This is a genomic window from Myxococcus qinghaiensis (assembly GCF_024198215.1).
Lineage (GTDB): Bacteria > Myxococcota > Myxococcia > Myxococcales > Myxococcaceae > Myxococcus > Myxococcus qinghaiensis.
On the sequence record NZ_JAKCFA010000003.1, the window covers coordinates 568,936 to 594,377 of the forward strand.

Consider the following 25,442-nt stretch of genomic DNA (forward strand, 5'->3'; position numbering starts at 1 on the left):
CAGGCTCTCTTAGAGGAAGTCCTTGGTGAAGGCGTGCGGCAGCAGCTCGCCCAGGGAGTAACGCATCTCGTCCCCACGAGGGGTGCGGCTGCGCACCTGCATTTGCGGCGGACCGAACTCGGCCATCACCTGCCGGCACATGCCGCATGGAGGCACGGGCGTGTCCGTGTTGGCCACGACGGCCACCGCCACGGGCTGGGAGCGGCCCTGCGCCACGCCCGCGGCGAAGGCATTGCGCTCCGCGCACACGGTGAGGCCATAGGTGGCGTTCTCCACGTTGCAGCCGGCCATCACCGAGCCGTCCGCGTACAGAATCGCCGCTCCCACCGGGAAGCGGGAGTAAGGCACGTGGGCCCGCTCGCGCACCCGGGTGGCCTCTTCGAACAGCCGCTCCCAGGGAATCTCATCCGCCATGTCGCCGCCTTCCGAGGTGACGGGGTGGGCCTCAGCGAGGTTGTTCGCCCTTGAGTCGCATGTCGTCCAGGTGGCGGGCGATGGCCAGCTCCGCCTCCACCGGCAGGTCCTCGAAGCGCACGTGGGCGGCGGGGCCTTGCGGGCCGTCCGTCACGTGGAGCACCTCGCCCCGGGCCTCCACCTCATCGGGAAGGATGGGCAGCGTGAAGCGCACCTCCACCTTCGCGCCCGCCTCCAGTCCGGGGCCATTCCAGGCGCAGCCGCCCAGGGACAGGTCCCCATCCCGCGCCTCGAAGTCCGCCGTACTGCCCGCCCGGCGCACCTTCAGGCGCATGGGAATCCGGGGGGAGTCGCGCCGGTCCTCGGCCTTGTCGCTCATCGAGTTGTTCCTCTCGGCCATCGCCGTTCCAGTCCTGACGCTCATGCCCGTACCACGGTCGGAAGCGCCTGGGAGGTGGCCCGCCCACGAGTCCACGCGCGCGGCTCACCCGGCCCCGCCAGCAGGGCATCGTCCGGGAAGTCGAAGCCCACCCTCGGCTCCTGCTCCCAGGCCCCCCGGCGAACGGCCACGGCCGCCTCCGTCACGTGTTCATGAAGCACCATCCGCCGCCCATCATACGCTTGCCCACCCGCCAGGGAGGCGCCGAATTTCGACTCCCGGACGCGTTCCCCCGGGAATGTCCTGTACCGGGAGTGCGCCCCATTGCCGCCCCGCGTCGAACCCGGACGGCCCAGGGCCCGTTCACGCCCCGGGGTGCGCCCCAGGGCTCAAGGGGGGACGTCCTCGTTCCGGGTGTCCCACCACTCCTCGCCGTAGCTGATGAAGATCTGCTCGCCGGGGTGGATGTCCCGCAAGGCGTAGAAGGTGAAGATGTCGCGGTCCGCCGCTCGGTAGTACGCGGCGGTGGGCTCCTTCGCGTGGTTGTAGAGCATGCCGTAGCCCAGCACGAGCGCGACCCAGTCCCCCGCGGGCTGCTGCTCGCGCTCGCCCCAGCGAATCTGGAAGACGTAGTCGTCGAGCGGGGGATGCCGCGTGTGCTTCTGCAGCATCTTGAGGTAGCGACACTCCTCGATGAGTTCGCCCGCCTTGATGAATTCATCGGTGAAGACGCCGAAGCCCCACTCGCAGGGCCGGACCTTCACTCCCGGATGGAGATACAGCGCTTCGCCCGTGTTCATGCGTCCCTGCCGCCGTTGGGACCGGAAAGATGCCGCGTTCCGGGGCGGACGTGAAGGACCGAGCGAAGCCCCCAGGCGCCTTGGAGCCCCCTGCGTCGTCAGGCCGGCCAGGCGAACAGCGCCGTCCGGGCCACGCGCCGCAGCTCCTCGCGACTGGCGCCCGTGGCGGCCTGGACGGACATGCCCTGGGTGACAGTGGTGAAGTAGCGGGCGAGGTCGGCGCAGTCGACATGGGCCGGCACATCCCCTTCCCGCTGCCCCTGCTCCAGGCGGTCGCGAAGGGCCTTCTCCCCCGCGGCCCTGCGAGCGGCGAGCTCCTTCTGGATGGGAACAGCGTCCGCCCCGCTCACGAGCGCGCCCTGGACGGTGATGCACCCCCGAGGTCCGCGAGGAAGCGTCTGCGCGTCCGCCAGCCCGAGCAGCAGGTGTTCCACCGCGGCGCGGGCCGTCGGCAGCGCGAACGCCTGGTGGTAGAGCACCAGGTGGCGCTCCACGTACTTGTCCAACGCCTTGCGGAACAGCGACTCCTTGTTGCCGAACGCCGCATAGAGGCTGGGGCGGTTGATGCCGAGCTCTTCCGTCAGGTCCGACAGGGAGGTGCCCTCGTACCCCTGCCGCCAGAACAAGCGCAGCGCACGGTCCAAGGCCTCGTCCACGTCGAAGCCCCGGGGACGCCCCACCTGGGCGGCTGCCGTCTTCGGTTTCATACCGTTCGATACTAATCCCCTTGACGGCTCCCGGCCAGCGGCTCTACATCTATACCAATCGGTATACATCCTCAGGTCCCTGCCCGCGCGGACCCGCGCTCGGCGCGCCTGGGGTGCGCCCAATTAAATACCGATGAGTACACAACCACAAGGATGGATGGACATGGCCAGGAAGCTCGCAGGGAAGGTGGCGTTGGTGACGGGTGGCTCTCGGGGGATTGGCGCGGCGACGGCGCGGGCGCTCGCGGAGGACGGTGCGGATGTGGCCATCAGCTACGTGGCGGCGGCCGACAAGGCTCAGGCGCTGGTGAAGGAGTTGGAGGCGCTGGGGGTTCGTGCGGCGGCGTTCAAGGCGGACCAGGGACAGGCCACGGAAGTCACGGCGCTCGTCCAGGCCGTCGCCCAGCGCTTCGGCCGGCTGGACATCCTGGTCAACAACGCGGGCATCGGAGTGCAGGGCCCGGTGGACAACCCTGGCAATGACCTGGCGGCGTTCGAGCGGCAGCACCACGTCAACGTCACCGGCGTCATCACCGCCATCCGCGAGGCGGTGAAGGTGATGGGCGAGGGAGGCCGCATCATCACCGTCGGCTCGGGGCTCGCCGCGCGCGTGGGATTCGCCGGCATGGCGGACTACACGGCGACGAAGTCCGCGGTGGTCGGCTACACCAAGGGCGCGGCGAGAGATTTGGGCCCCCGGGGCATCACCATCAACGTGGTGCAGCCCGGCTTCACGGACACGGACATGGCCGTGGGGCTGGAGCCCATCAAACCGGCCATCAACTCGACCATCGCCCTGGGACGCTTCGCCCGCCCCGAGGAGATTGCCGCGAGCATCGCGTTCCTCGCCAGCCCTGGCGCCGCGTACATCACCGGCGCGGTCATCGACGTCGACGGAGGCCTCGGAGCGTAAGGTTCACGCCACCACCCTGAAGACCTAAGCAGGTCGCCTAATGTTCCTGAACGAACCAGGGCAGAGCGGAAGCAGGCAAGGCACCCGCATCCGTCTCGGAACTTGTGGCTACCCACTTAGGTATTCCTCGCACGGGCCCACGGCATGGACGGACACCGTTCCGCCCGGCCCTGGAGCCTCGGAGGGCGGGCCCCCGCGCTTCGCGCCTTGCCACGGACCAAGGCGCCCACCGGAACAGTCCCACGCGCGATGGGCTCCGAGGCTTCAATGCCATCTGGAGCCTGGGGCCGCCCATGGGGCCAGCACGCGCTCGGCGTGCCGCCCCAGTCGGAACGCCCTACTCCACCCGCTCGCGCACCAGCGGACGGGGCGCGGGGGCGGCATCGCCGAAGTGGTACGCGGCCACCAGCCGGGCCTTCACCCCCTCCACGGGGGCCTCGTCGTTGTAGTGCACGCGCACCACGGGCTCGCCCTTCGTCACCGCTTCGCCCGTCTTCTTCAAGAGGGTGAAGCCCACGGCCGGGTCGATCTTGCTGTCCACCCGCTGACGGCCCGCGCCCAGCGCCACGCCCGCCAGGCCCACGCCCTCCGTGTCGATGCCCGTCACATACCCATCCCGGGGCGCGACAACGTCCACCGTGGAGCGCGCCTGGGGCAACAGCGAGTAGTCGTCGATGGAGCGCGGGTCTCCCCCCTGCGACAGGACGATCTCCTTCAGCTTGCGCAGCGCGCTGCCGTCCTCCACGGACTTGCGCAGCTTCTCGCGCGCCTCGTCCACGGTGGCGGCCTTCTTGCCGAGCACCAGCATCTCCGCCGTCAGCGCGTAGGTGATTTCGGTGTAGTCGTCCGGGGCCTCGCCGCGGAGCATGTCCACCGCCTCCATCACCTCCAGCGCGTTGCCCACCTTGCGCCCGAGCGGCTGGTCCATGTCCGTCAGCAGCGCCACGACCTTGCGCCCCATCTCCGCGCCCAGGCCAATCATCGTCCGGGCGAGCGTGCGGGCATCCTCGTCGCGCTTCATGAACGCGCCGCTGCCCACCTTCACGTCCAGCACCAGCGCGTCGATGCCCTCCGCCAGCTTCTTGCTCATGATGGAGGACGCAATCAGCGGGATGCAGTCCACCGTCGCCGTCACATCACGCAGCGCGTAGAGCTTCTTGTCCGCGGGTGCCACCTGCGCCGTCTGGCCAATCAGGCAGCAGCCGACCTCGCGCACCAGCCGGCGGTACTCGGCCGTCGACAGGTTCACATTGAAGCCCGGAATGGACTCCAGCTTGTCCAGCGTCCCGCCCGTGTGGCCCAGGCCCCGGCCCGAAATCATCGGCACCGGCACCCCGCATGCGGCGGCCAGGGGGGCCAGGCTGAGCGACACCTTGTCGCCCACGCCACCCGTCGAGTGTTTGTCCACCTTCACCGCCGGGGTGTCGGACAGGTCCAGCACCTCGCCGGACTCCAGCATGGCGCGCGCCCAGGCGCCCAGCTCCCGGGAGTCCAGCCCCCGGAAGAAGATGGCCATGCACATGGCCGCCATCTGGTAGTCCGCCACCGTCCCCGCCGTATACGCCTGGATGAACGCGAGGATGTCCGCCGGCTCCAGCCGGCCTCCGTCCCGCTTCGACTTGATGAGCTCGTAGGGTTGCACGGGGACTGCCCATACCAGGAACCCGGGCCCCCATGCACTTCCGCGAAAGGCGCCGCCGCATCTGGTAGATAGCCAGCCATGACGCTTCGCCTTCAGGTCCTCGCCCTCACGGCGCTCCTCTGCGCCTGTACCAAGCAGAAGGAAGAGACGCCCCCCTCCGGCGCTCCGGCCCCCGCCTCCGCTCAGCAGGAGGCGAAGAAGCCCCTCCCAGTGGGCCTCGTCATCGACGTGGGCGGCCGGGGTGACCACTCGTTCAACGACGCCGCGCTGCGCGGCCTGGAGCTGTGGGCCGCCGGCAAGCGCTACGAGGGCGGCAAGTACGTGGACGCCACGCCGGACGACGTGCGCAAGTCCCTGCCCGGCCACCTGTCCTCCATCGCCGCCACCCTCCAGCCGCTGCCCATCCAGCCCGTCGTCCTCCAGAGCAAGGCCCAGGAGGACTACATCCCCAACCTCCAGCTCCTCGTGGACCGGGGCGCCCAGCTCACCATCGGCAACGGCTACATGCTGGCCAACGCCGTGCGCACGTCGGCCCAGGAGAACCCCCAGGCCCGCTTCCTGCTCATCGACAGCCAGGTGCTGGACGCCCAGGGCAAGACGCTGCGGCTGCCCAACGTGCGCACCGTCCTCTTCAAGGAGCACGAGGGCAGCTTCCTCGTGGGCGCGCTCGCGGGCCTCGTCACGAAGACGAACAAGGTGGGCTTCGTGGGCGGCATCGAGGTGCCCCTCATCCAGCGCTTCGAGGTCGGCTATCGCGCCGGCGTGAAGACGACGAAGCCCGAGGCCGCCCAGGCCCTGATGTCCGTCTATACGGGCAGCTTCAACGACATGGCCGCGGGCAAGCAGGTGGCACAGGACCTCATCGCCAAGGGCGCGGACGTCATCTTCCACGCGGCGGGCTCGGACGGCATCGGCGTCATCCAGGCGGTGAAGGAGGCGCGTGCCACCGGCAAGAACGTGTACGCCATCGGCGTGGACTCGGACCAGTCGCACGTGGCGCCGGAGGCCATCCTCACCTCCATGCTGAAGCACACGGACCTGGTCGTGTATCAGGCGGCGAAGGACCTGGTGGACGGCAAGTTCACCGCCACCGAGCTGCTGCTGGGCCTCAAGGAGAACGCCGTGGCCATGGCCGAGGTGCGCGTGGACTTCCCCGGCAAGGCGGAGGCGCTCCAGAAGGTGGAGGCGCTGCGCCAGCGCGTCATCTCCGGACAGCTCCAGGTGCCTTCCGTCCCGGCGGACCTCGCCACCTTCCAGGCCGCCGCGCCCTGATCTCCCTCCGACACATCCAGAAGCGGTTCGGCGCCGTCAACGCGCTGGACGACGTGTCGCTCGACATCCGCGAAGGGGAGCTGCTCGCGGTGGTGGGAGAGAACGGCGCGGGCAAGTCCAGCCTGATGAACGTCCTCTACGGGCTCTATCATCCGGACTCGGGTGAAGTGTCCGTGGGCGGCAAGTCGGTGCGCCTCAAGAGCCCCCGCGACGCGATTGCCCTGGGCATTGGCATGGTGCACCAGCACTTCATGCTCGTGCCCACGCTGACGGTGGCGGAGAACGTGGTGCTCGGGCGAGAGCCCACGCGCCGCGGGCTGTTCGACTGGGAGCGCGCCGTCAAGGAAGTCGCCGCCACGTGCGAGCGCTTCGGCTTCGTGTTGGACCCGCGCGCCCGCGTGGACACGCTCACGGTGGGCTCGCAGCAGAAGGTGGAGATCGTCAAGGCGCTGCACCGGGGCGCCCGAGTGCTCATCCTCGACGAGCCCACCGCGGTCCTCACGCCCCAGGAGGCCGACGAGCTGGCCCGCGTCATGCGCGGACTGGTCGCGCAGGGGCGCACCGTGGTGCTCATCAGCCACAAGCTGAAGGAAGTGCTCGGCGTCGCGGACCGCATCGCAGTGATGCGGCGCGGCCGGCTGGTGGCGGAGGTGCGGCCCTCGGAGACCTCGGCGACGGCGCTGGCCGCTCTCATGGTGGGCGAGAGCCAGCGCGCCGTGATGAGCAACGCGGCGGCGACGCCGGAGGAGAAGCTCGCCAGCGAGGCCCTGCTGGAAGCGGTGGGGTTCCCGGCACAGGGGGACAACGCACGGCCAGCGCTCCGCGTCGGTGAGAAGCCCCCCGGCGACGTCCTGCTCGAAGCGACAGGACTCCAGGCGCTCGGCGACAACGGACGGCCAGCGCTCCGCGTTGGTGAGAAGCCCGCGGGTGACCTCCTGCTGGAAGCAACAGGACTCCAGGCACTCGGCGACAACGGTTGTCCCGCTCTGCGCGGCGTGGACCTGACGGTGCGCGAGGGAGAAATCGTCGGCATCGCCGGTGTCGACGGCAACGGGCAGCGCGAGCTGGCCGAAGTGCTCACCGGCCTGCGCTCGCTGACGGCGGGGAGCGGCACGCTGCTCGGAAGGCCCCTGAAGGGCCTCACTCCCGCCGAAGCTCGGGCGCGCGGCGTAGGCCACGTGCCAGAGGACCGGCTGCGCCGCGCGGTGGTGAAGGCGCTCAGCGTGGAGGAGAACATCGCGCTCGGACGCCACTCCGGGCCGCCCTTCGCGAAGGGCATGTGGATTGATTTCGCCGGCCGCCGTGAGCGGGCCCAGGCGCTCCTCGCCGCCTACGACGTGCGCCCGCCCGAGCCGACACTGCCCCTGCAGGCCCTCTCCGGAGGCAACCAGCAGAAGGTCGTGGTCGCGCGCGAGTTGGACGCCCGTCCGCGCCTGCTCGTGGTGGTGCAGCCCACGCGTGGCCTGGACATCGGCGCGGTGACGCAGGTGCACGCGCGGCTGCGCGAGGCGCGAGCCCAGGGTACGGGAGTGGTGTTGGTGTCACTGGACTTGGAAGAAGTGCTGGCCCTGGCGGACCGCGTCTACGTGCTCTTCGAGGGCCGCGTGACGGGACAGTTCACCCGGCCCGAGTACGACGAGCGGGAGCTGGGACGTCGCATGCTCGGTGCGGAGCAGGCCCATGGGTGAGCGGACACGGCAGGCCCTGCCCTCGGTGCTGTCGGTGCTGCTGTCGCTCCTGGTGTGCTGGATGCTCATCGCCTTCAGCCGGGACATGGACGGCATGGCCACCGCCACGGCGGCCTATCTCCAGATGCTCTGGGGCGGCGTGGGTGATTGGCCCCGCTTCCTCGACGGCGCCCCCGCCACCGTGCTCACCCGGCCTCTGGGCGAAGCGGCGATGAAGGCCGCGCTGCTCACCCTCACCGGCCTGTCCGTGGCGGTGGCCTTCAAGGTGGGCCTGTTCAACATCGGCGCCCAGGGACAGATGCTGCTCGGCGCGCTCGCGGCCGCGGTGGTGGGCGCGCACCTGGCCCTGCCCGGCGCGCTGCACATCCCGGCCGCGCTCCTCGCCGCCGCACTGGCCGGAGGCGCCTGGGCGGGAATCGCCGGCGCGCTCAAGCTCTACCGGGGCGTGCACGAGGTCATCTCCACCATCATGCTCAACTGGGTGGCGGTGCGGCTGGTGGACAACTGGCTCGTCGTGGGCCCCCTGCGCGGCGTGGCCGAGGCCGGCGCGTCCATCACCGGCACCGCCGAAATCCACCCCACCGCGACGCTTCCGCGCCTGCTGGGAGACATGTCCCGCCTCAACCTGGGCTTCGTCATCGCCGCCCTCGCCGCCGTGGCGGTGTGGGCGTGGCTGACGCGCACCCGCTCCGGCTTCGAGACGCGCGCGGTGGGCCTGGGTGACGAGGCGGCGCGCGCCGCGGGCATCCCCGTGGCACGGCGCGCGGGGCTGGCCATGGCCCTGGCCGGAGCGCTGGCGGGGCTCGCCGGCGCGGTGCTGGTGCTGGGCACCGAGGGCCGCTACCCGGGCACGCTGGGCGCGCCCTATGGCTTCGACGGCATCGCCATCGCGCTCATCGGCAACAACCATCCGCTGGGCGTGGGCGCCGCGGCCCTCTTCTTCGGCGTGCTGCGCGCGGGTGGCACGCGCATGCAGCTGCTCGACGTGCACAAGAGCTTCCCCGAGCTCATCCAGGGCCTCGCGCTGCTCTTCGTGGCCGGACGCCTCATCTGGCTGGCCGCGCTGCGCCGTCGGAGCGCACCGAAGCCCGCCACGGCCGCGCCGCCCGCTCCCGCCGCGCAGGTGCCCCATGCTTGAAATCCTCCACCGGCTGCTGTTCGCCACGCTGGACGCGGCCCCCGCGCTCGTCTTCGCCGCCCTGGGCGCGGTGCTCTCCGAGCGCGCGGGCGTCGTCGCCGTGGGCGTGGAGGGGATGATGCGCGTGGGCGCCTTCTGCGCCGCGGTGGCCGCGCTCGTCATGCCCACGCCCGCGGCCGTCGGAATCGGCATGCTCGCGGGCGCGGCGCTGGCGGCGGTGCATGGCTTCCTGTGCATCCGCTGGCGCTCGGACCAGGTGGTCTCCGGCATCGCCCTCAACCTGGTGGCCCTGGCCGGAGGGACGTTCCTGCTCGAGACGCACTTCGGGCCCAACGGGACGCCGCCCATCCAACAGCTCCAGCCCCTCCACTGGCCGGAGCTCGCCTCGGTGCCCCTGCTGGGCGCGCTCTCCGGCCATGCGGCCCCCACGTACCTCGCGCTGCTGTTGCCCCTGCTGCTCCAGGGCATGCTGACCCGCACGCCCCTGGGCCTGCGCCTGCGCGCGGTGGGCGACAAACCCCACGCGGTGGCCACCCTGGGTCTTTCCGTTCCCGCATTGAGGTGGGGCGCGGTGCTGGGCGGAGGACTGCTCGCGGGCCTGGGCGGCGCGGTGCTCTCCACCACCGTGTTGGACCGCTTCGAGCAACACACGCCCGCGGGCCTGGGCTTCATGGCCCTGGCCGCCATGGTGTTCGGCCGCTGGACACCCCTGGGCGCCTTCGCCGCCGCGGCCTTCTTCGCCTTCGGCAACGCGCTGCGAATCGGCCTGGCCTCCAGCGCCCCGGGCCTCCTGGACGTGGTGCCCCAGGGCGTCCTGCTCGCCCTGCCCTACCTGCTGACCCTCCTGGTCCTCACCTTCCAGGGCCAGCGCAACAGCACCCCGGCCTCACTCGGCGTCCCATACGAGCAGGAGTCCCGCTGAGGTCAGCCGATTCACTAGAGTCATTCTATACCCGGGTATAGAATGATTCCTGGTCAGAAGTGACCCCTAGGTGTCGGATGGCCAACGTCGCCTCGTTCGAATGGTGGAGAAAGACGACACTCCAACCCCCTGCGGTTATTGAAACGAACTCCGGGTTTCTCCGGGATTGAGACACAGGGCGTCGGAAAGCACGGCGGCACAGGCCTCGCATATAGAGGCCAGGTCGGACCGCGCCGGAATGGAATCAGGCCACCGGGGGGAGGCTTCATCCAATCTGACGCAAGGTCCGGAGGGACTCCTTGTGAAACCCGGGCCCGGTCGGTCCGGTCAACACGGCGGGGGTGGGTGATGCTCGATACGACGGGAACGACCGAAACGTACAGACCCCGCGTGTTGGCGGTGGACGTGGAGTCAGAAGGCATGGAGCGGCTCTGCTCCATCCTGGCCCCCGCGGGCTACGACGTCCTCACGGCACGTGGGCCGGCGGCCCGTCAGGCCGCGGACCTGGTGCTGCTGGACGTGGAGCGTCCGGGGACGGACGGGCTGGCGACGTACCGAAGGCTCCTGACGGAGCTGGGTGCGCCCTCGGTGCCGGTGCTGATGCTCACCCGCAGGGCGGACCGCCAGACGCGGCGACAGGTGCTGGAAGCCGGAGTGGATGATCTGCTGACGACGGAGCCGTTGGACCCGCTGGAGCTCAAGGTCCGCGTGCACACGCTGCTGGAGCTCAAGGCGCACCGCGAGCGCGGTGGGCAGCGGGCCGAAGAGCTGTTGGACCCGCGCACCCGCTGGGTGGAGATGGAGCGGCTGGCGCGCGTGGGCACGCTGGCGGCGGACGTCGCCCAGAACCTGGGCCACATCGGCGAGGGCCTCCAGAGCGCGCTGGGGCACGTGCGCGAGCGCGCCATGCAGGGCCTGCCTCCGGACGTGGAGGAGCTCAAGAAGCTGGGCGTCGCCGGCGAGCAGATGCGGCTGTACGGCCAGCACCTCCTGTCGCTCGGCCCCTCGAACCCCAAGGACATCCAGCGCTTCGACTTGCGGGAGCTGGTCCCCGTCGTCGTGGAGCGCATGCGGGGCAACGGCCGGCTGGGCACGGCCGAGGTGACGGTGGTGCTGCCCGAGGACCCCATCGCCGTCGTCTTCAACCGCCGCCAGCTGGAGCAGGTGGTGGTGGAGATGCTGGCCAACGCGGCGGAGGCGGTGGAGGACGTGATGGACCGTCCTCGTCGCATCCACGTGGGCGTGGAGCTGCCGGACATGTTCGGCGACTTCGGCCCGCGCCTCTTCGTCAAGGACACGGGCATCGGCATCTTCGAGGACGAGCTGCAGGCCGTCTTCGAGCCCTACTACACGACGAAGCCGCCGGAGAAGGGCGCCGGGCTGGGCCTCACCGTGGCGCGCGCCCTGGTGGAGTCCATGGGCGGCAAGCTGACGGTGCAGAGCCGCGTCAACCTGGGCAGCACCTTCACGCTGGAGCTGCCCGAGCAGACGTCCTCCTGGTAGGCCCCCGAGCCGGCGCGCCGCTCTAGAAGCGGTAGGCGATGCCGAAGAGGGCCTCCATGGCGAACTCGCTCTCGTCCCAGTCGGGGATGAGCGCGGGCCCCATGCGCAGGTTGAAGGTGGCCGCCAGCCGGCTGTCGATGAAGTACTCGAGCCCGCCGCCCACCAGGATGGGGATGACGGGGCCGATGTTCTCCCCGAAGTAGACGTGGAAGGGCATGTCGATGCCCACGTTCACCATCAGCGCGCTGGTGACGGGGATGCCCACGACGAAGGCCACGGGCAGCGCCAGGCCCACGTCCGTGTCGCCGTCGTCGAAGTAGAAGAGCGGCCCGGGCTGGAAGGTGAGCGCGAAGGAGACCTTGCTCGTCTTGGCCAGCTCCCACCGCATCCACGCCTGCAGCTTGATGCCAGGCGCGGTGTGGCGCACCCAGCCCTCGCGGCCCCAGTTGAAGCTGAACTTGCCGCCGATATCGAAGCGCTCCGAGGTGCCATGGAGCACGCCCAGCGTGAGGCCCGGCCAGCCAATCTGCCCGGAGAACGCGGTGTTGCCCCGCCCCAGCGTGTCGGCGGCGAGCACGGACCAGCCCTGCCCTCGCGCCAGCGCGGAGCCAGGAAGGGCCAACAGGCAGGCGAGGAGGACTCCAGGAACGAGGCGCTTCACACGAATCCTTTCGACGGGGGCCACGCCAGGCGCGACCAGGGGGAAGCCGAAGAGCGAGGTGAGGTGTGAATCAGGACTCAGGTGGGTTGTCCACGCTCACGTGCGAGCGCGATGAAGGCTTCGATGAAGGAGGCCAGCCGGGCCTCGGCGCGCGCGCGGGCCTGGGCCAGGGGCTCACCGGCCGTGGGCGTCTCCTTGCGCTCGAAGTAGTATTTGATTTTCGGCTCGGTGCCGGACGGACGCAGGGTGACGCGGCCACCGCCCTCCAGCTCCAGCGCGAGGACGTTGGACGGCGGCAGGCCATTGACGCCGCGCTGGTAGTCCAGCACGGCCCGGACGGCCTCCGTGCCGACGTGGGAAGGAGGCCGGGCGCGGAAGGCATCCATGATGCCCCGGATGACCTGCGCGCCAGCCGCGCCGGGCAGCGTGACGTTGCGCTGGGCGCCGACGTAGAGGCCGTGCTGGCGCTGAATCTCCTCCAGGTAGCCGAGCACGGTGGTGCCGCGCGACTCGCACCACGCGGCCAGGTCCGCCATGACGAGCGCCGCGCCGACGCCGTCCTTGTCCCTCGTCACGGTGCCGGCGGTGTAGCCCAGCGCTTCTTCGTAGCCGAAGACGAACTGGAGGCCCTCGGAGCGCTCGCGCTCCAGCGCGCGGTTGGCGATCCACTTGAAGCCCGTGAGCACCTCGTCATAGGCGGCGCCAAGCGAGCGGGCGATGTCCCCCAGCTGCGTCGACGAGACGATGGTGGTGACGACGTACGGACGGCCCCGCTTCGTCCCCTGCGTCAGCAGATAGTGGCCCAGCAGCACGCCCACCTCGTTGCCGGTGAGCATGCGCAGCCCGCCGTCCGCCTCTCGGGCCATGACGGCCAGCCGGTCCGCGTCCGGGTCATTGGCCAGCACCAGGTCGGCCTTCACGCGCTCGGCCGTCGCGCGCGACAGGTCCATGGCGCCGGGCTCCTCCGGGTTGGGGAAGCGCACCGTGGGGAAGCGCCCGTCCGGCATCTGCTGCTCGGCCACCGGCGTGAAGCGCGGGAAGCCCGCGTCGCGCAGCGCCCGCTCCGCCCAGACGCCGCCCACGCCGTGCATCGCCGTGTAGACGATGGACAGCGTGTCTGAGCCCTTCTTGTGCACGCGCAACCCGAGGATGGCGCGCAGGTAGTCCTCGCCCAGCGAGTCCGGGATGTCGCGCCACAGGCCCTGCTCGCGCGCCTGGACCACCGTCAGCAGCGGCACGCGGTTGGCGGGCTCCACCCGGGCGATGGCGGAGGCGATGCCCGAGTCATGCGGGGGGATGATTTGCGCGCCGTTGCCCCAGTACACCTTGTAACCGTTGTACTCGGGTGGATTGTGGCTGGCCGTCACCATGATGGCCGCCGCGGCATTCAGGTGGAGGCAGGCGAACGCGGCGAGCGGCGTGGGCACCGGCGGCGAGAAGACATGGGCGGGGATGCCCTCGGCGGCGAGCACGGCGGCGGTGTCCTCGGCCAGCTCCGCGCTCAGCTTGCGCGCGTCACGGCCCACGACAACGCCCCGGGTGGCGGCGTCCGGCACGTGTTCCTTGAGGTAGCGCGCCAGGCCCGCGGTGGTGCGGCGCACCACGGCGCGGTTCATCCGGTTGGGCCCCGCGCCCAGCACGCCCCGAAGGCCCGCGGTGCCGAACTCCAGGTCTCCGGCGAAGCGGTCCGCCAGTTCGGCGAGGTCCCCTTGCGCGAGCAGCCTCGCCAGTTCCTCGGCTGTGGTGGGGTCCGGGTCCGCCAGGCGCCACGCCTCCGCCCGCTCTCTCAGTCCGGTGTCGTTCATGGAGCCTCGAAGCCTCGTGCAATCTGGGCGCGCACGGAAGACCAGCCCCGGGCGCCAGTGGATTTTCAGCTGTAGTCGGTGAGCTTGCGACGCGTTGCGCGGCCCTTGGGGCCGTCCTTGCCGCCCTGGCACGTCACGCACAGCTCCGCGTAGGGCATGGCCCGCAGCCGCCCGAGCGGAATCTCGTCCCCGCACTCCTCGCACTCACCGAAGGAGTCCGGCTCGTCCCGCAGCTTGCCCAGCGCCTTGAGCACGCGGGCCAGCACGCCGTCCATGTTCCGGTTCCGGTTGGAGGCGATGGCCTGCATCATCTCGTTGAGCGGCTGCTCGTCCTCGTCGCCGCCGATGCGCGCGTCATCGGTGCGGTTGGGCTCGATTTTCGAGGGCGTCTTCTCGGTCAGCTCGGCATGCAGCGCCAGCAGCAGCGCCTTGAGTTCATCTCGCTGTTTCGCGTTCACGTCGGCTCCGCCGAATCAATACTTCGCGGTGGAAACCTGGCCGGTGACGATGGCCACCGACGCGGAGGCGCCCAGGCGATTGGCGCCCGCACGCAGCATGGTCATCGCGTCCTCGGAGGAGCGGATGCCGCCGGACGCCTTGACGCCCACGCCCCCCTCCACCACGGTGCGCATCAACTCCACGTCCTCCACCGTCGCACCGCCCGAGCTGAAGCCGGTGGACGTCTTCACGAACGCCGCGCCCGCGGACCTCGACAGCAGACAGGCGAAGACCTTCTCGTCGCGCGTGAGCAGCGACGTCTCCAGGATGACCTTCACCGGCAACGGGCGGCTGGCCTCCACCACGGCGGCGATGTCCAGGAACACGGCGAGGTGGTCCTTCGCCTTGAGCGCGCCGATGTTGACCACCATGTCGATTTCGCGCGCCCCGGCGGCGATGGCCTCACGGGCCTCGAACGCCTTGGCCGATGACAGCGCCGCGCCCAGCGGGAAGCCCACCACGGCGATGGGCACGGTGGAGGAGCCTGCGAGCACCTTGGCGACGGTGGCCACGTGCGAGCTGTTCACGCAGACCGTGGCGAAGCCGTACCGACGCGCCTCCTCGGCCACCTTCACCACGTCTTCCTCGCGCGCCTCGGGCTTGAGCAGCGTGTGGTCGATGTACGGCGCCAGGTCCGCGGCGGACCGGATGGAATCCATGTCCACGCGCCCCGTGCCGTGGCGGGTGAAGGGGTCGGGACGGGCGTCGGTGGGGGTGGCCTCCCGGGCGCCCGTCCACGCCTGAAGGCGGCGGCGAGCCTGGTCGGCGATTTCCTCGACGTGCTTGAGGAGGTCCTCGAAGTCGGACATGGCGGCCCCTTAGCCCACTTCCAGGTCCTCGGGAAGCGCTCGGGCGACCCGTGCGTTTCCTGCTCGCACCCGAGGTGCCGAGGGTGGGAACGTGGCGGTAGAGTCCGCACCGTGATGTCCCGTCTCCGGCTGTCCAGCTTCCTCGCCCTCCTGCTCGCCGCGCTTCCAGGCATCGCCGCGAGCCCGCCCTCCTCTCTCACCTTCAGCACCGATACCAAGCCGCTCACGGTCCACTTCTTCGACGTGGGCCAGGGCGACGCCGCGCTCATCATCTCCCCCAGCGGGAAGACGGTCCTCATCGACGGCGGCCCTCCCGAGGCCCGGGAGCGACTCGCCGCCCGCCTGCGCACCCTGGTGACGGGGCCGTTGGACCTGGCCATCCTCACCCACCCGCACCTGGACCACCTGGGCGGGCTCACGGCAGCACTGCGCGCCGTCGGCGCGAAGCGCTTCATGGACCCGGGCTTCAACCACCCCAGCGAGGCGTACAAGGATTTGCTCGGCTTCGTCGGCGACTCGGTGGGCCAGGTGATGAACCCCGAGCCCAATCCCGCCACCCCGGACTCGCTGCTCACCATCGGCCTGGGGGAAGGCGTGTCGCTCACCGTGCTCTGGCCGCGCGCGCCTCGGGAGCCATTCCTCACGGGGACGCGCTCGGACGCCAACTCCAACTCCATCGTCGCCAAGCTGACCTATGGGAAGACGTCCTTCCTCCTCGTCGGCGACGCGGAGCCGGACACGGAGGCCGCCCTGCTCCAGCGCCCCCTCGACCTCACCGCCACGGTGCTGAAGGTCGCCCACCACGGAGGACGACACTCCTCCACCGCCGCGTTCCTCGCCGCGGCGAAGCCCCAGGCCGCCGTCATCTCCGTCGGCGCCAAGAACGACTACGGCCACCCCGCTCGCGAGACGCTGGAGCGGCTCGACGCCGTCGGCGCCCACGTGCTGCGCACGGACCGGGATGGCGAAGTCATCGCCGCCAGCGACGGCCACAGCGTCACGCTGCGGGGCAACGGAGGCACCGGCACCCTGCTGGTGGTACCCGGCAACCTCAAGCCGGGCCCCATCGCGCTCGGCCCCGTCGTGCCCAATCCCTCCCGCACGCAACGAGGCACGGTCGCCTCCGTGGAGCCTCGCAACGAGGACCGGGACACCTCGCCCGATCCCACTCCTCCAGGTGAGCGCGGCACGGCCGCGAGCGCCGGGAGCTCCGGACCCTACGTGGGACTCAAGAACAGCAAGGTGTTCCACCGCGAGACGTGCTCCACGCTGAAGCGTTCCAAGTCTGAACGCACGCTCTACCTGAACCGCGAAGCCGCCCTGCGCGAGCGTCGCCCCGCCGAGGATTGCCACCCATGAGCCCGCGCCATCTCGCCTTGCTGGGGACCCTGCTGGCCCTGGTGGCCTGCAAGGAATCCCCGGACCCGTCCACCGCTCGCCCCTCGGAGGCCCGGCGCTACTTCGGCACCGCCCCCGACGGGAAGCTGCACGTCTACTTCTTCGACGTGGGCCAGGGAGACGCCGCGCTCATCGTCTCGCCCAAGGGCAACACGGTGCTGGTGGATTCAGGCCCCGCCACCGCCGCGGGCCATCTGGTGAATCGCCTCCCGGAGCTGCTCGTCAAGCAGTTGGACCTGGTCATCCTCACCCACCCGCACAATGACCATCACGGCGCGCTGGACGCCGTGCTGCGCAGGGTGGGCGCTCGCCAGTTGATGGAGCCGCAGCTGCCCGGCGCACCACCCGACTACGACACCCTGCTCACCGCCATCAGCGGGCGTGGCATCCAGGTCGTCTCGCCCGCGCCGCCGACGTCCACTCCCAATGCCCCGCAGCGCATCAACCTGGGCGACGGCGTCTCGCTGACCATCCTCTGGCCTCGGGCGCCCACCGAGCCGCTCCTCGACGGCTCCGCCGAGGCGGCCATCGCGGAGGTCAACTCCATCGTCATGCGGCTCTCCTACGGCGAGACGTCGGTGCTCTTCGCCGGGGATGCGCTCGCGAAGACGGAGGAGTACCTGCTCTCGCGCGAGGTCCCCGTCCAGTCCACCCTGCTCAAGGTGGGGGCCCATGGGCTGGCGAGCGCCACCACCGCGCCCTTCCTTGCCCGCGTGGGAGCGCGCGCCGCCGTCATCTCCGTCGGCGCCAACAACGACCACCGAGCGCCCGCCGCCGCCACGCTGGACCGATTGAAGGCCGCGCACGTCCAGGTGTTCCGCACCGACGTCGACGGTGAAGTGCAGGTGGTCAGCGATGGCAAGTCGCTGGTCGTCACGCCCCAGCGGCTGCCACAGGGAAAGCCCAGCGACACGCGCTACACCCACGTGGGCCAGGGTCCCACGCCGGAGCCGAACTACTGGGCCGGCAAGCCCCTGCCCGAGAAGAAGGCCCCGCCCCCGCCTGCGCCTCCCGAGGACGTGCAGCCCGTCGAGACGCTCCAGACGACGAAGACGGAGCCGCCCGCGCCCGTGGCGGAGGGGCGCACGGACCGCTCGAAGAAGTACAAGGGCAAGTACGTCGCCAGCCGCAAGCGCGATAAGTTCCACTTCCCGGACTGCGACGGGGCGAAGAAGATCCACGACGAGAACCTCATCGAATACAAGACGCGCGAGGAAGCGCTCCAAAGCGGACGCAAGCCTGCCCAGGACTGCAACCCATGACGAAGGCACCCATGTCGCGGGCCACGTTGGACCGCATCGAGGACGACGTCGCGGTGCTCATCGTCGACGGGCGCGAGGTGACGCGGCCCCTCTCGTCACTCCCCTCGGGCGTGCGCGAAGGCGACGTGCTGAACCTGGAGACAATGAGCATCGACGCCGAAGCCACCGAGGCGCTGCGCGAGGAAGTGCGCCTGGCGCGTCAGCGGGCGATGCAAGGCAAGAAACCACCTCCGGGCGACTTCGACCTCTGAGCGGAGGCCCCGGTTGCGCGGAGCCCCAGACCGAGACCTCCCCTCGACGAGAGGGAGAGGTCGGGGCCCACGCGCACAGCTATCGCCCGGGGTGACCCGGGCCTCCAGCCCGAATCCGCCCCTCGACGAGAGGAAGAGGTCCGAAGCCCGCGCACGCGGCTATCTCCCGGGGCTGTGCGAGACCTCCATCCCCAAGCCTCCCCTCGACGAGAGGGAGAGGTCCGAGGCCCGTGCGAGGCTATCGCCAGCAGCTATGCGGGACCTCCAGCCCAAAGCCTTCCCCCCGTCAAAGCGAGAAGTCCGAGGCCCGCGCACTCGGCTGCGTGGGCCTTCAACCCGAGGCCTCCCCTCGATGAGAGGAGAGGCCCGGGGCCAGCGCGACTACCGCCCGGAGAGGACGAGCGGAATCTCCAGGTCGACGTCCTCTCCCGAGAAGCTGGAGAAGACCATGCGCTTGGCGCGCTCCCGGATGCAGGAGCCCACCGCGTTGGAGGAGCCGTTCAAATCCTTGCGGCTGAACGTGGCGGCCTTCACCGCGCCGGACGTCCCCACCGTGGCGGTGAGCGTCACCTTCCCGCCCTTGAAGGACGGGTTGCGCTTCAGCTCCTGCTCCACGCAGTCGCGGAACGAGACCTGGGTCTGCTCGACGATGCGCTCCACTTCCTCATCCGAAGGACCGCCAACCTCCTCCGTATCCGCCGCGGCCACGTCCGCGCCCTCGCGAACCTCCGGGGCGACGTCCTTCTTCTCCGCGTCGTTGTAGACGGCCGCGACCTGCGCCTCGGAGGGAGCAGGCACCGCGGCACCCTCGCCCGCGGAAGGCTCGGCGGCCTTGGGCTCGGTGGGAGGCTCCGCGGGCGGCGCGGCCTTCGGCTCGGGCGCCGCCTTGGGAGGAGGCTGAGGCACCACCGGCGGAGGCGTCTTGCCCAGAAGCTTGTCGCGCAGCGCGCCCATGCCCGCGCCGGTGAAGACGGACTGCTCCACCGGAGTGCCCGAGGCGTCCACCGTCGTCACGCGCAACGGCATGACACCCAGCGACTCCGACAGCACGTAGGCACCGCCCAGCGGGACGATGATGAGCAACAGCGCGAAGACGGCGTACTTCCAGCCGGAGTTGCGCTTGGTGACGCCCGCCTTCTTGGCGAAGTGGCGCGTGTCCTCCCGAGGCTGACGCTCCTCCTCGTCACCGCCGCCCAGCGAGGCCAGCGGATCCTCCTGCGGGACGTCGTCCTGGTCGCCCTTGTCCGGGAGGTCCAAGTCGGAGAACAGCTCGTTCAGCGGGGCCGCGGTGGGCGCCGCACCCCGTCGTGCCGCGGCCTGGGGCTGCTGGCCCCGTGGATCAGGCTCGCCGAAGTACGTCGTGTCCGGGTCCTCTTCGGGCACCCAGGCGCGCTGGGGCTCCGGCTCGGGCTCCGGCTCCTGGGGGTACTGCGGCTCCGGCTCGGGGAAGTAGTGCTGCGGCTCCGGCTCGGGCTCCGGCTCCCGACGAACAGGCGCGTTCTTCGGGGCACGTGCAGCAGGAGGTGGCTCCGCCACGGGCGGAGGCGGTGGAGGCAGGGGCTCCGGCTCGGGCGGCGGGGTGAACAGCCCGGCGAGCTCCGGCACATCCGCGCCGCGCTTCCAGTCCGCCATGCCCTGCTGCCAGAAGAAGCTGCGGCCACTGATGGTGCCAGTGGCGATGAGCTCCCGGAGCGCACCCTCATCGAGGGGACCCTCCTGCTTGTTTTTCACCATCACGAACCAGGGCGAACCCGTGGCCCGCAAGGGTGCTGCACGCGTGGGCTCATCGTCCCAGGGCGTTTGAAGCGCGGCGGGTGGCGCCTTGGCCACGGCGGGCGCGGCGGTGACGGGCGCGGCGGCGGGCTCGGCCAGGGAGCGCTCTTGCGCTCGCAGCCGCTCCACGTCCGCGAGCGACACCACGCGGGTGCTCTCCTCTTCGGCGGGTCCTTCAACGGTGATGACGTTCTGGCAGTTCTTGCAGCGGACCTTGACCGTCTTGCCGCGGACTTTTTCGTCCGCAATGGAGTACCGCTTCTGGCAATTGTCGCAGGTGAAGTTCAAGGGGAGCGTCCGGCTCACTGGGGGGAGACTGGGTTCTGGATGCTACCGCTAGAAATCTCCCGCGCAAACCATCGGTTGACTCCGTCTTGCGCGCCAACTATGCAGCCGCCCTCTGTCTTCTCTCGGCCTTATTCAGAAGGTGGCGAATGCCGGCGAAGGACCTCGGATCGAAGTTCGTCTGCTACAAGTGCCAGACGAAGTTCTACGACATGAAGAAGCCTGACCCGCTGTGCCCCAAGTGCGGCGCGGACCAGCGGGAAAGCCCTGCTCTCAAGCCCCAGCCCGAGGGACGACGCGGACGCTTGGCCGCCGCCCCGAAGGTCATCGAACCGATTGAACCCGAAGAGCCCGCCGCCGCGAGCGAGGACGAGGAAGAAGAACTCGACTCGTTCGACGACGACGAGACCGCGGCTGCGGAAACCGAAGAAGAAGAACCCTGAGTCGTGGGGTGGTGGGGACTCCCTGGCGGTTGCCGGGAGTCCCTGCGCCTCGGTCGTACCCGCGAGGCCTTGAAGCGAGGCGCGCCCGTCGAGGGGCGCCGCCAAGGCTCCGTTCAGCGTGATGCGCCCGGCCGCGCTCCGCTCAAGTCCCTGACGCCAGCGACAGCTCCATCATCGCGCGGCGGATCTGCTCGTAGAGGCCAGGTCCCATCTCCTGCATCCCCACCGGACGGATGTCCTTGCGGGTCGGCTCCTGGTGCGTCTGTGCCTGGCTCGTCAGAGTCGTCCGCTTCTTGGCCTGCTGCATGACTCGGCCCCCCTCTCGTGATGTTGCTCGCCAGTGCTGTAGCAATTTTTCTACCGGGGCGGAAATGAAATCCGGATCACCCACGCCTCGACATCTAGAACGTGCAGCGCCGAAAATCTTTCAACCTTTTGCTACAGGCGTGAGCAGTCCCGTTACTTCAGGTCGCCTACCGCCCAGGATTGGTCGACTTCTGCGATTTCCCCGGCGCGGACCGTCACCGTCCGCTCGGCTGGGGGCAGCCGCTCGTGCCAGAAGACGAGGGTGTGGGTGCCCTCCGGGACCTCCAGCTTGAAGCGCCCCTCGGGGCTGGTGGTCGCGAAGTAGAAGTGGTCGAAGGTCCGAACCACCGCGCGCATCCAGGGGTGGATATCGCAGCGGATGGGGACGAGGCCCGGCTCGGCGGGGAGCGGCTTGCGCGTCGTCATCCCCTCCAGCGGCATGGCCACGTTGAAGAAGGAGCGGTTGGAGCCAGAGGCGGCGCGCACGTTGTGGACGAGCGGATCAGAGTTTCGCAGCGTCACGGAGCCGCCGGCCCGGGCGGCCAGGACGGGCGGCTCGTAGACGCACTTCTTCTGGTCCAGCACGGGCTCGGGTGGTGGACGGGTCGGTGCGGGGAGCCCCGCGCCGGACTTGAGGGAAACCACCGTGTGGGCAAGCTCCCCCGCCGAGCCGACCACGAGGGAGCGGTCCTCCGCCTGCTCGCCGCACACGGACACGACGGTGCCGGTGGTGGGAGACAAGGTAGGGGCTGGAGGCGTGCCCGTGAGGTGGACGCGACCCTCGATGGTGCCCCACTTCACGTCGGCGGCGGGGCGCGCGGGCGAGGGAGCCGTCGCCACGGGCGCGTCGGTGGCCGAGGGAGGAGGCGTCTCGCGGCATGCGGAGACGAGCGCGAGGAGGAGCAGCGGGCGATGAAAGGTGGCGCGGAGCACGTGCCCGGTCTAACGGGTGCGTGAAGCTCTTTCAAATGGCGCGGAGCAATCCAAGGGCCCGGGGGATGACTCATGGTCCATTTGGGCGTTGGACCCTTATCACCCTTGTTGGTAGAAGAGCGCGCGGCCGTACACGGTGCGGCTCTGTGGGAGGCAGCAACTTTGCGGGAGAAATTGAAGGCGCTGGCGGAGCTTCAGAATGTGGACCTGGAGGTCGCTTCGCTCCGGAAGGCCGCGGACGTCCACCCCCGTCAGATTGCCGAGTTGGAGCGCGAGCTGGGTGTGGCTCGCAGCGCTATCGAGGCTGAGCGCGCGCGTGTCACTGACATGGAGCGGCAGAAGGCGGAGCGCGAGCAGAACATCACGGACGAGAAGGACAAGGTGAAGAAGTGGGAGGCGCGGCTGAGCGAACAGCGCTCCACCCGCGAGTACTCCGCCCTGGCCCGTGAAATCGATATCGCCAAGAAGGCCAACCTGACGATGGCCGAGGAGCAGGTGGAGCTCATCAAACAGCTCGGCCTGGCTCGCGAGGCCCTCAAGGGGAAGGAGGCCGACTTCGGGACGAAGCAGCAAGGCCTCTCGGCGCGAATGGCGGAGCTGCGCGGCAAGCTGGGCGAGTCCGAGGAGCAGGTGAAGAAGCTCGAGGGCAGTCGCGCCGCCGTGGCGAACTCCGTCGACTCCAACCTGCTGCGGCGCTACGAGTCCATCCGCAAGAAGAAGCTGCCCGCGCTGGTCGGCGTGGTGGCGGGCACTTGCCGGGGCTGCAACATGAACGTGCCCCCGCAGCTCTACAACCAGCTGCGCACCTCGCTGGGCACGGACATCTGCCCGTCCTGCAACCGCATCATCTACGCGGTGGAAGCCCTCGAGGAAACACCCGCGGCGGCGAAGTAGGCCGCCGATGACGGCACCGTCCCTCGTCGACATCCTCCGCCACATCGCGCGTGAGGAGCCGCTCTCGTCGACGGTGCGCACCTTCCGCGGACTCACGCGGGAGCGATTGGGTCAGCTTCTCGACGAAGCCGCCACCCGTCTGGGCCCTCCCGAGAGGGCCGGGGACGGAGGGGCGGCGAGCTCGGCTCCCGCCTCCCGGGCGGTGGAGCCGCTCCCCTCCTCTGAGCCCCTGCCTCGCGTGCGCGTCTATTCGGACGGCGCCGCGAGAGGAAACCCCGGCCCCGCGGGCGCGGGCGCGGTGGTGACGGACCCCGAGGGCCACGTGGTGGCGCGGCTCGGTCGCTTCCTCGGGACGCAGACGAACAACACCGCCGAGTACCAGGGCCTGCTCCTGGGCCTGAAGCACGCGAAGGCGATGGGCGCGCGCGAGGTGGACGTCTACGCCGACAGCGAGCTGCTCATCCGCCAGTTGGACGGGCTGTACCAGGTGAAGAGCATGACGCTCAGGCCCCTCTTCGAGGAGGCGCGGCGGCTTCTGGCACTCTTCTCCAAGGTGAAGCTCCACCACATCCCCCGCGCGAAGAACGCGGAGGCGGATGAGATGAGCAACCGGGCCATCGACGAGCGGATGTAACGCCCCCCTGGAGTGGACCGCTGTCCCGAGGCTGTTGTAAGGGACAGGTGCCGGAGTGGTCCGGGTGAACGCCGGTCACCGCAGTCACGGGTGGCGGGAGGAAAGTCCGGGCTCCATAGGGCAGGGTGCTGGCTAACAGCCAGTCGAGGCGACTCGCAGGAAAGTGCCACAGAAAACAGACCGCCCGTTCCGAAAGGGGCGGGTAAGGGTGAAACGGTGCGGTAAGAGCGCACCGCGTCTGGGGTGACTCAGACGGCACGGTAAACCCCACCTGGAGCAAGAGCCAATAGGAGCGCGTCCCCGCTGTCCGGGGGACAGGGATTGCCCGTCCCATGCGTTCGGGTTGCTCGCTGATGAGGCCCCTGGGTAACCAGGGCCCTAGATGAATGTTCATCGCCCGTTCCGAAAGGGACGGGGACAGAACTCGGCTTACAGGGCCACTCCGGCGCTTTTCCCTGTGAGCACCAGGCCGCGCTCGTCCCCATCCCCCCTGTCCGGGTGACCAGGTGGGCGTGAGGTCCGCTGTGCAGCCCTGCTCGTCTTGTGGCCCCTGGACACCGCCCCCACCATACCCCTGATTTTCCCGCAAGTTCTCCTGGCCCACGTCTCGTCATCTCGCATGAGGGGGGACGGGCCAGGTGGAACACCGGCATCGAGGGTACCGCCATGGCAGAGCAATCAACGAAGGGCCCGCCCGCCCGGCGGGCGACAATGAGCACCTGGGCGGTCAGCTCGCTCGGAATCGGCTCCATGGTGGGGGCCGGTATCTTCGCGCTGCTAGGACAAGCCGCGCTTCTCGTCGGACCGAGGACCTGGCTCGCGTTCGCGCTCGCGGGAGTCGTCACCCTCTTGTCCGGCTACTCCTACGCCAAGCTCGGCTCGCGCTACCCAAGCTCTGGCGGCATCACCCGCTTCTTCGAGGAAGGCTTCGGGCGAGGGCTCGTTTCCGGGACCCTCTCGCTCATCTACCTCGTCACCCTGGCCATCACCATCGCCATGGTGGCCAAGACCTTCGGAGCCTACGCTACCCGCCTCTTCCTCCCGAGCGGAGGACACCTCTGGTTCAACCTCTTCGGCTCGGCCATCGTCATCCTGCTGTCGGTCCTGAATGCCGCCGGCTCGGGCGCGGTGGGCAAGGCGGAGGTCGCCCTCGTGTCCATCAAGCTCGCCATCCTGGGCGGCCTGCTCGCCGTGGGCATCTACTCCATGACCCAGGGCGGGACGCAGCACCTGAACACGCACTCCCACGGCGGGCTCACCGCCCTCGTTTCGAGCGTGGGGCTGTGCTTCTTCGCCTACTCGGGCTTCGGGATGATGGCCAACGCCGCATCGGATGTGGCCAATCCCAAGAAGACCATTCCCCAGGCCATCTTCCTGGCGATCGGCGTGGTAACCGTGCTGTACGTGGGGCTCGCCGTGACAGTCCTGGCCCTGGTACCACCCGCGGAGCTCGCCCGTAACGCGGACACCGCCGTGGCCCAGGCTGCCCGGCCCGTGCTTGGCTCCGCGGGATTCACCGTCGTCGCGCTCGGGGCCTTGCTTGCCACTGCGTCGGCCATCAACGCCACGCTCTTCGCCGCCCTCAACGTGTCGTCCGCACAGGCTCGCGCCGGCCAGCTCCCCCAGGCCTTCAGCACGCCCATGAAGGGCAAGAGCACGAAGGGCTTCATGTGGGGCGTCATCGCCATCCTGGTGATGGTCAACACCATGAGCCTCGGCGCCATCGCCAATGTCGCCAGCGCGACCTTTCTCATCTGTTACATGGCGGTCCACGTCGCGTGCTGGAAGCTCGCGCGCCCAGCGGGGGCCTCGCGCGCTGTCGTTGGCGTGGGCGCGACACTGATGGGGGTCGTCCTCATCACGTTCCTCGTCAGCTCCGCGAAGACCCAGCCGCTCTCGCTCGTCCTCACCGTGGTCGCCGTCGCGGGCAGCGCGCTCGTCCAGTGGCTCATCCAATCGCAGCACCACGGCCTGCCGCACTCCCGCGCGCGCTGACAAGCCCGCACGCGCGACTTCCGCTCGGGGAGGTGGAGGAAAAAGCAAACATTCCAACGTCGGGCAAGACCTCCTGGATGGGATGACAGGCTACGGCAAGGCCCTAGGTTTCCTGCC

Annotated in this window: 26 protein-coding genes and 1 other RNA gene; 14 read left to right on the forward strand and 13 right to left on the reverse strand. The window is 69.8% G+C overall.

Annotation, left to right across the window (positions count from 1 at the left end):
• Nucleotides 1-9 precede the first annotated feature (9 nt).
• The 5 genes from LZ199_RS07410 to LZ199_RS07430 form a co-directional block, all read right to left on the reverse strand.
• On the reverse strand, nucleotides 10-414 hold the full coding sequence (locus LZ199_RS07410) for a cytidine deaminase (RefSeq protein ID WP_253992933.1): 405 nt from the start codon (nucleotides 412-414) through the stop codon (nucleotides 10-12).
• Between the two features lie 31 nt (nucleotides 415-445).
• A complete protein-coding gene (locus tag LZ199_RS07415) occupies nucleotides 446-814 on the reverse strand; it encodes a PilZ domain-containing protein (protein WP_253992934.1) in 369 nt (122 codons plus the stop codon).
• A 20-nt stretch (nucleotides 815-834) separates the two neighbouring features.
• On the reverse strand, nucleotides 835-1,017 hold the full coding sequence (locus LZ199_RS07420) for a hypothetical protein (protein WP_253992935.1): 183 nt from the start codon (nucleotides 1,015-1,017) through the stop codon (nucleotides 835-837).
• Between the two features lie 165 nt (nucleotides 1,018-1,182).
• The gene (locus tag LZ199_RS07425; protein ID WP_163865314.1) at nucleotides 1,183-1,593 is read right to left on the reverse strand and encodes an SET domain-containing protein-lysine N-methyltransferase; all 411 of its coding nucleotides are present in this window, start codon (nucleotides 1,591-1,593) and stop codon (nucleotides 1,183-1,185) included.
• A 98-nt stretch (nucleotides 1,594-1,691) separates the two neighbouring features.
• Nucleotides 1,692-2,300 (reverse strand): TetR/AcrR family transcriptional regulator, encoded by a 609-nt coding sequence (locus LZ199_RS07430; protein ID WP_253992936.1) that lies wholly within the window; start codon nucleotides 2,298-2,300, stop codon nucleotides 1,692-1,694.
• Nucleotides 2,301-2,463: 163 nt separating this feature from the next.
• On the opposite strand from LZ199_RS07430, the gene LZ199_RS07435 reads away from it, so the two are divergent.
• Entirely contained in the window at nucleotides 2,464-3,213 is a 750-nt protein-coding gene (locus LZ199_RS07435) for an SDR family NAD(P)-dependent oxidoreductase (RefSeq protein ID WP_253992937.1), read from the forward strand.
• 337 nt (nucleotides 3,214-3,550) lie between these two features.
• On the opposite strand, the gene LZ199_RS07440 is transcribed toward LZ199_RS07435, so the two are convergent.
• Entirely contained in the window at nucleotides 3,551-4,855 is a 1,305-nt protein-coding gene (locus LZ199_RS07440; protein WP_253992938.1) for a thymidine phosphorylase, read from the reverse strand.
• Between the two features lie 78 nt (nucleotides 4,856-4,933).
• Here LZ199_RS07440 and LZ199_RS07445 point away from each other — a divergent pair, with 78 nt between their 5' ends.
• The 5 genes from LZ199_RS07445 (at nucleotide 4,934) to LZ199_RS07465 (ending at nucleotide 11,378) form a co-directional block, all read left to right on the forward strand.
• A complete protein-coding gene (locus tag LZ199_RS07445; RefSeq protein ID WP_253992939.1) occupies nucleotides 4,934-6,127 on the forward strand; it encodes a BMP family lipoprotein in 1,194 nt (397 codons plus the stop codon).
• A gap of 53 nt (nucleotides 6,128-6,180) precedes the next feature.
• On the forward strand, nucleotides 6,181-7,815 hold the full coding sequence (locus tag LZ199_RS07450) for an ABC transporter ATP-binding protein (RefSeq protein ID WP_253992940.1): 1,635 nt from the start codon (nucleotides 6,181-6,183) through the stop codon (nucleotides 7,813-7,815).
• Nucleotides 7,808-8,953 (forward strand): ABC transporter permease, encoded by a 1,146-nt coding sequence (locus tag LZ199_RS07455; protein ID WP_253992941.1) that lies wholly within the window; start codon nucleotides 7,808-7,810, stop codon nucleotides 8,951-8,953. The genes LZ199_RS07450 and LZ199_RS07455 overlap by 8 nt, the downstream gene beginning before the upstream one ends.
• Nucleotides 8,946-9,875 (forward strand): ABC transporter permease, encoded by a 930-nt coding sequence (locus LZ199_RS07460; RefSeq protein ID WP_253992942.1) that lies wholly within the window; start codon nucleotides 8,946-8,948, stop codon nucleotides 9,873-9,875. The genes LZ199_RS07455 and LZ199_RS07460 overlap by 8 nt, the downstream gene beginning before the upstream one ends.
• A 420-nt stretch (nucleotides 9,876-10,295) precedes the next feature.
• On the forward strand, nucleotides 10,296-11,378 hold the full coding sequence (locus tag LZ199_RS07465; RefSeq protein WP_253992943.1) for a sensor histidine kinase: 1,083 nt from the start codon (nucleotides 10,296-10,298) through the stop codon (nucleotides 11,376-11,378).
• Between the two features lie 22 nt (nucleotides 11,379-11,400).
• Here the strand turns inward: LZ199_RS07465 and LZ199_RS07470 are convergent, their stop codons facing one another.
• The 4 genes from LZ199_RS07470 to deoC all read right to left on the reverse strand — a co-directional run bounded on the left by LZ199_RS07470 (nucleotide 11,401) and on the right by deoC (nucleotide 15,151).
• Entirely contained in the window at nucleotides 11,401-12,039 is a 639-nt protein-coding gene (locus tag LZ199_RS07470) for a hypothetical protein (protein WP_253992944.1), read from the reverse strand.
• A 77-nt stretch (nucleotides 12,040-12,116) separates the two neighbouring features.
• Nucleotides 12,117-13,844, reverse strand: a complete 1,728-nt coding sequence (locus LZ199_RS07475; protein ID WP_253992945.1) for a phospho-sugar mutase — start codon at nucleotides 13,842-13,844, stop codon at nucleotides 12,117-12,119.
• Between the two features lie 65 nt (nucleotides 13,845-13,909).
• Complete coding sequence (locus LZ199_RS07480) at nucleotides 13,910-14,302, reverse strand: TraR/DksA family transcriptional regulator (protein WP_253992946.1); 393 nt, start codon at nucleotides 14,300-14,302, stop codon at nucleotides 13,910-13,912.
• 15 nt (nucleotides 14,303-14,317) lie between these two features.
• Nucleotides 14,318-15,151 carry a deoxyribose-phosphate aldolase gene (deoC, locus tag LZ199_RS07485; protein WP_253992947.1) on the reverse strand — a complete coding sequence of 278 codons (834 nt, stop codon included), beginning with the start codon at nucleotides 15,149-15,151 and terminating at the stop codon, nucleotides 14,318-14,320.
• Between the two features lie 114 nt (nucleotides 15,152-15,265).
• Between deoC and LZ199_RS07490 the strand changes: the two genes are divergently transcribed.
• The 3 genes from LZ199_RS07490 to LZ199_RS07500 are packed head-to-tail and all read left to right on the forward strand — an operon-like array spanning nucleotide 15,266 to nucleotide 18,062.
• The gene (locus LZ199_RS07490; protein ID WP_253992988.1) at nucleotides 15,266-16,510 is read left to right on the forward strand and encodes a ComEC/Rec2 family competence protein; all 1,245 of its coding nucleotides are present in this window, start codon (nucleotides 15,266-15,268) and stop codon (nucleotides 16,508-16,510) included.
• Nucleotides 16,507-17,811: a ComEC/Rec2 family competence protein gene (locus LZ199_RS07495; protein ID WP_253992948.1), complete on the forward strand. Its 1,305-nt coding sequence runs from the start codon at nucleotides 16,507-16,509 to the stop codon at nucleotides 17,809-17,811. Before LZ199_RS07490 ends, LZ199_RS07495 begins: the two co-directional genes overlap by 4 nt.
• Entirely contained in the window at nucleotides 17,808-18,062 is a 255-nt protein-coding gene (locus tag LZ199_RS07500; RefSeq protein ID WP_253992949.1) for a DUF3006 domain-containing protein, read from the forward strand. The genes LZ199_RS07495 and LZ199_RS07500 overlap by 4 nt, the downstream gene beginning before the upstream one ends.
• Nucleotides 18,063-18,443: 381 nt before the next feature.
• Here LZ199_RS07500 and LZ199_RS07505 read toward each other — a convergent pair whose 3' ends face one another.
• Nucleotides 18,444-20,123, reverse strand: a complete 1,680-nt coding sequence (locus LZ199_RS07505; protein ID WP_253992950.1) for an AgmX/PglI C-terminal domain-containing protein — start codon at nucleotides 20,121-20,123, stop codon at nucleotides 18,444-18,446.
• 146 nt (nucleotides 20,124-20,269) lie between these two features.
• Here LZ199_RS07505 and LZ199_RS07510 point away from each other — a divergent pair, with 146 nt between their 5' ends.
• Nucleotides 20,270-20,563, forward strand: coding sequence for an FYDLN acid domain-containing protein (locus LZ199_RS07510; protein WP_253992951.1), 294 nt, complete (start codon nucleotides 20,270-20,272; stop codon nucleotides 20,561-20,563).
• Between the two features lie 142 nt (nucleotides 20,564-20,705).
• Here the strand turns inward: LZ199_RS07510 and LZ199_RS07515 are convergent, their stop codons facing one another.
• Nucleotides 20,706-20,870, reverse strand: a complete 165-nt coding sequence (locus LZ199_RS07515) for a hypothetical protein (RefSeq protein ID WP_253992952.1) — start codon at nucleotides 20,868-20,870, stop codon at nucleotides 20,706-20,708.
• A 152-nt stretch (nucleotides 20,871-21,022) separates the two neighbouring features.
• Nucleotides 21,023-21,802 (reverse strand): cupredoxin domain-containing protein, encoded by a 780-nt coding sequence (locus LZ199_RS07520; RefSeq protein WP_253992953.1) that lies wholly within the window; start codon nucleotides 21,800-21,802, stop codon nucleotides 21,023-21,025.
• Nucleotides 21,803-21,964: 162 nt separating this feature from the next.
• Between LZ199_RS07520 and LZ199_RS07525 the strand changes: the two genes are divergently transcribed.
• From LZ199_RS07525 to LZ199_RS07540, 4 genes are all read left to right on the forward strand, one after another.
• A complete protein-coding gene (locus LZ199_RS07525) occupies nucleotides 21,965-22,696 on the forward strand; it encodes a zinc ribbon domain-containing protein (protein ID WP_253992954.1) in 732 nt (243 codons plus the stop codon).
• 7 nt (nucleotides 22,697-22,703) lie between these two features.
• Nucleotides 22,704-23,330, forward strand: coding sequence for a ribonuclease HI family protein (locus LZ199_RS07530; protein WP_253992955.1), 627 nt, complete (start codon nucleotides 22,704-22,706; stop codon nucleotides 23,328-23,330).
• A gap of 52 nt (nucleotides 23,331-23,382) precedes the next feature.
• Nucleotides 23,383-23,778: RNase P RNA component class A (rnpB, locus tag LZ199_RS07535), an RNA gene on the forward strand.
• Between the two features lie 218 nt (nucleotides 23,779-23,996).
• Nucleotides 23,997-25,325 carry an APC family permease gene (locus LZ199_RS07540; RefSeq protein WP_253992956.1) on the forward strand — a complete coding sequence of 443 codons (1,329 nt, stop codon included), beginning with the start codon at nucleotides 23,997-23,999 and terminating at the stop codon, nucleotides 25,323-25,325.
• Nucleotides 25,326-25,442: the final 117 nt, after the last annotated feature.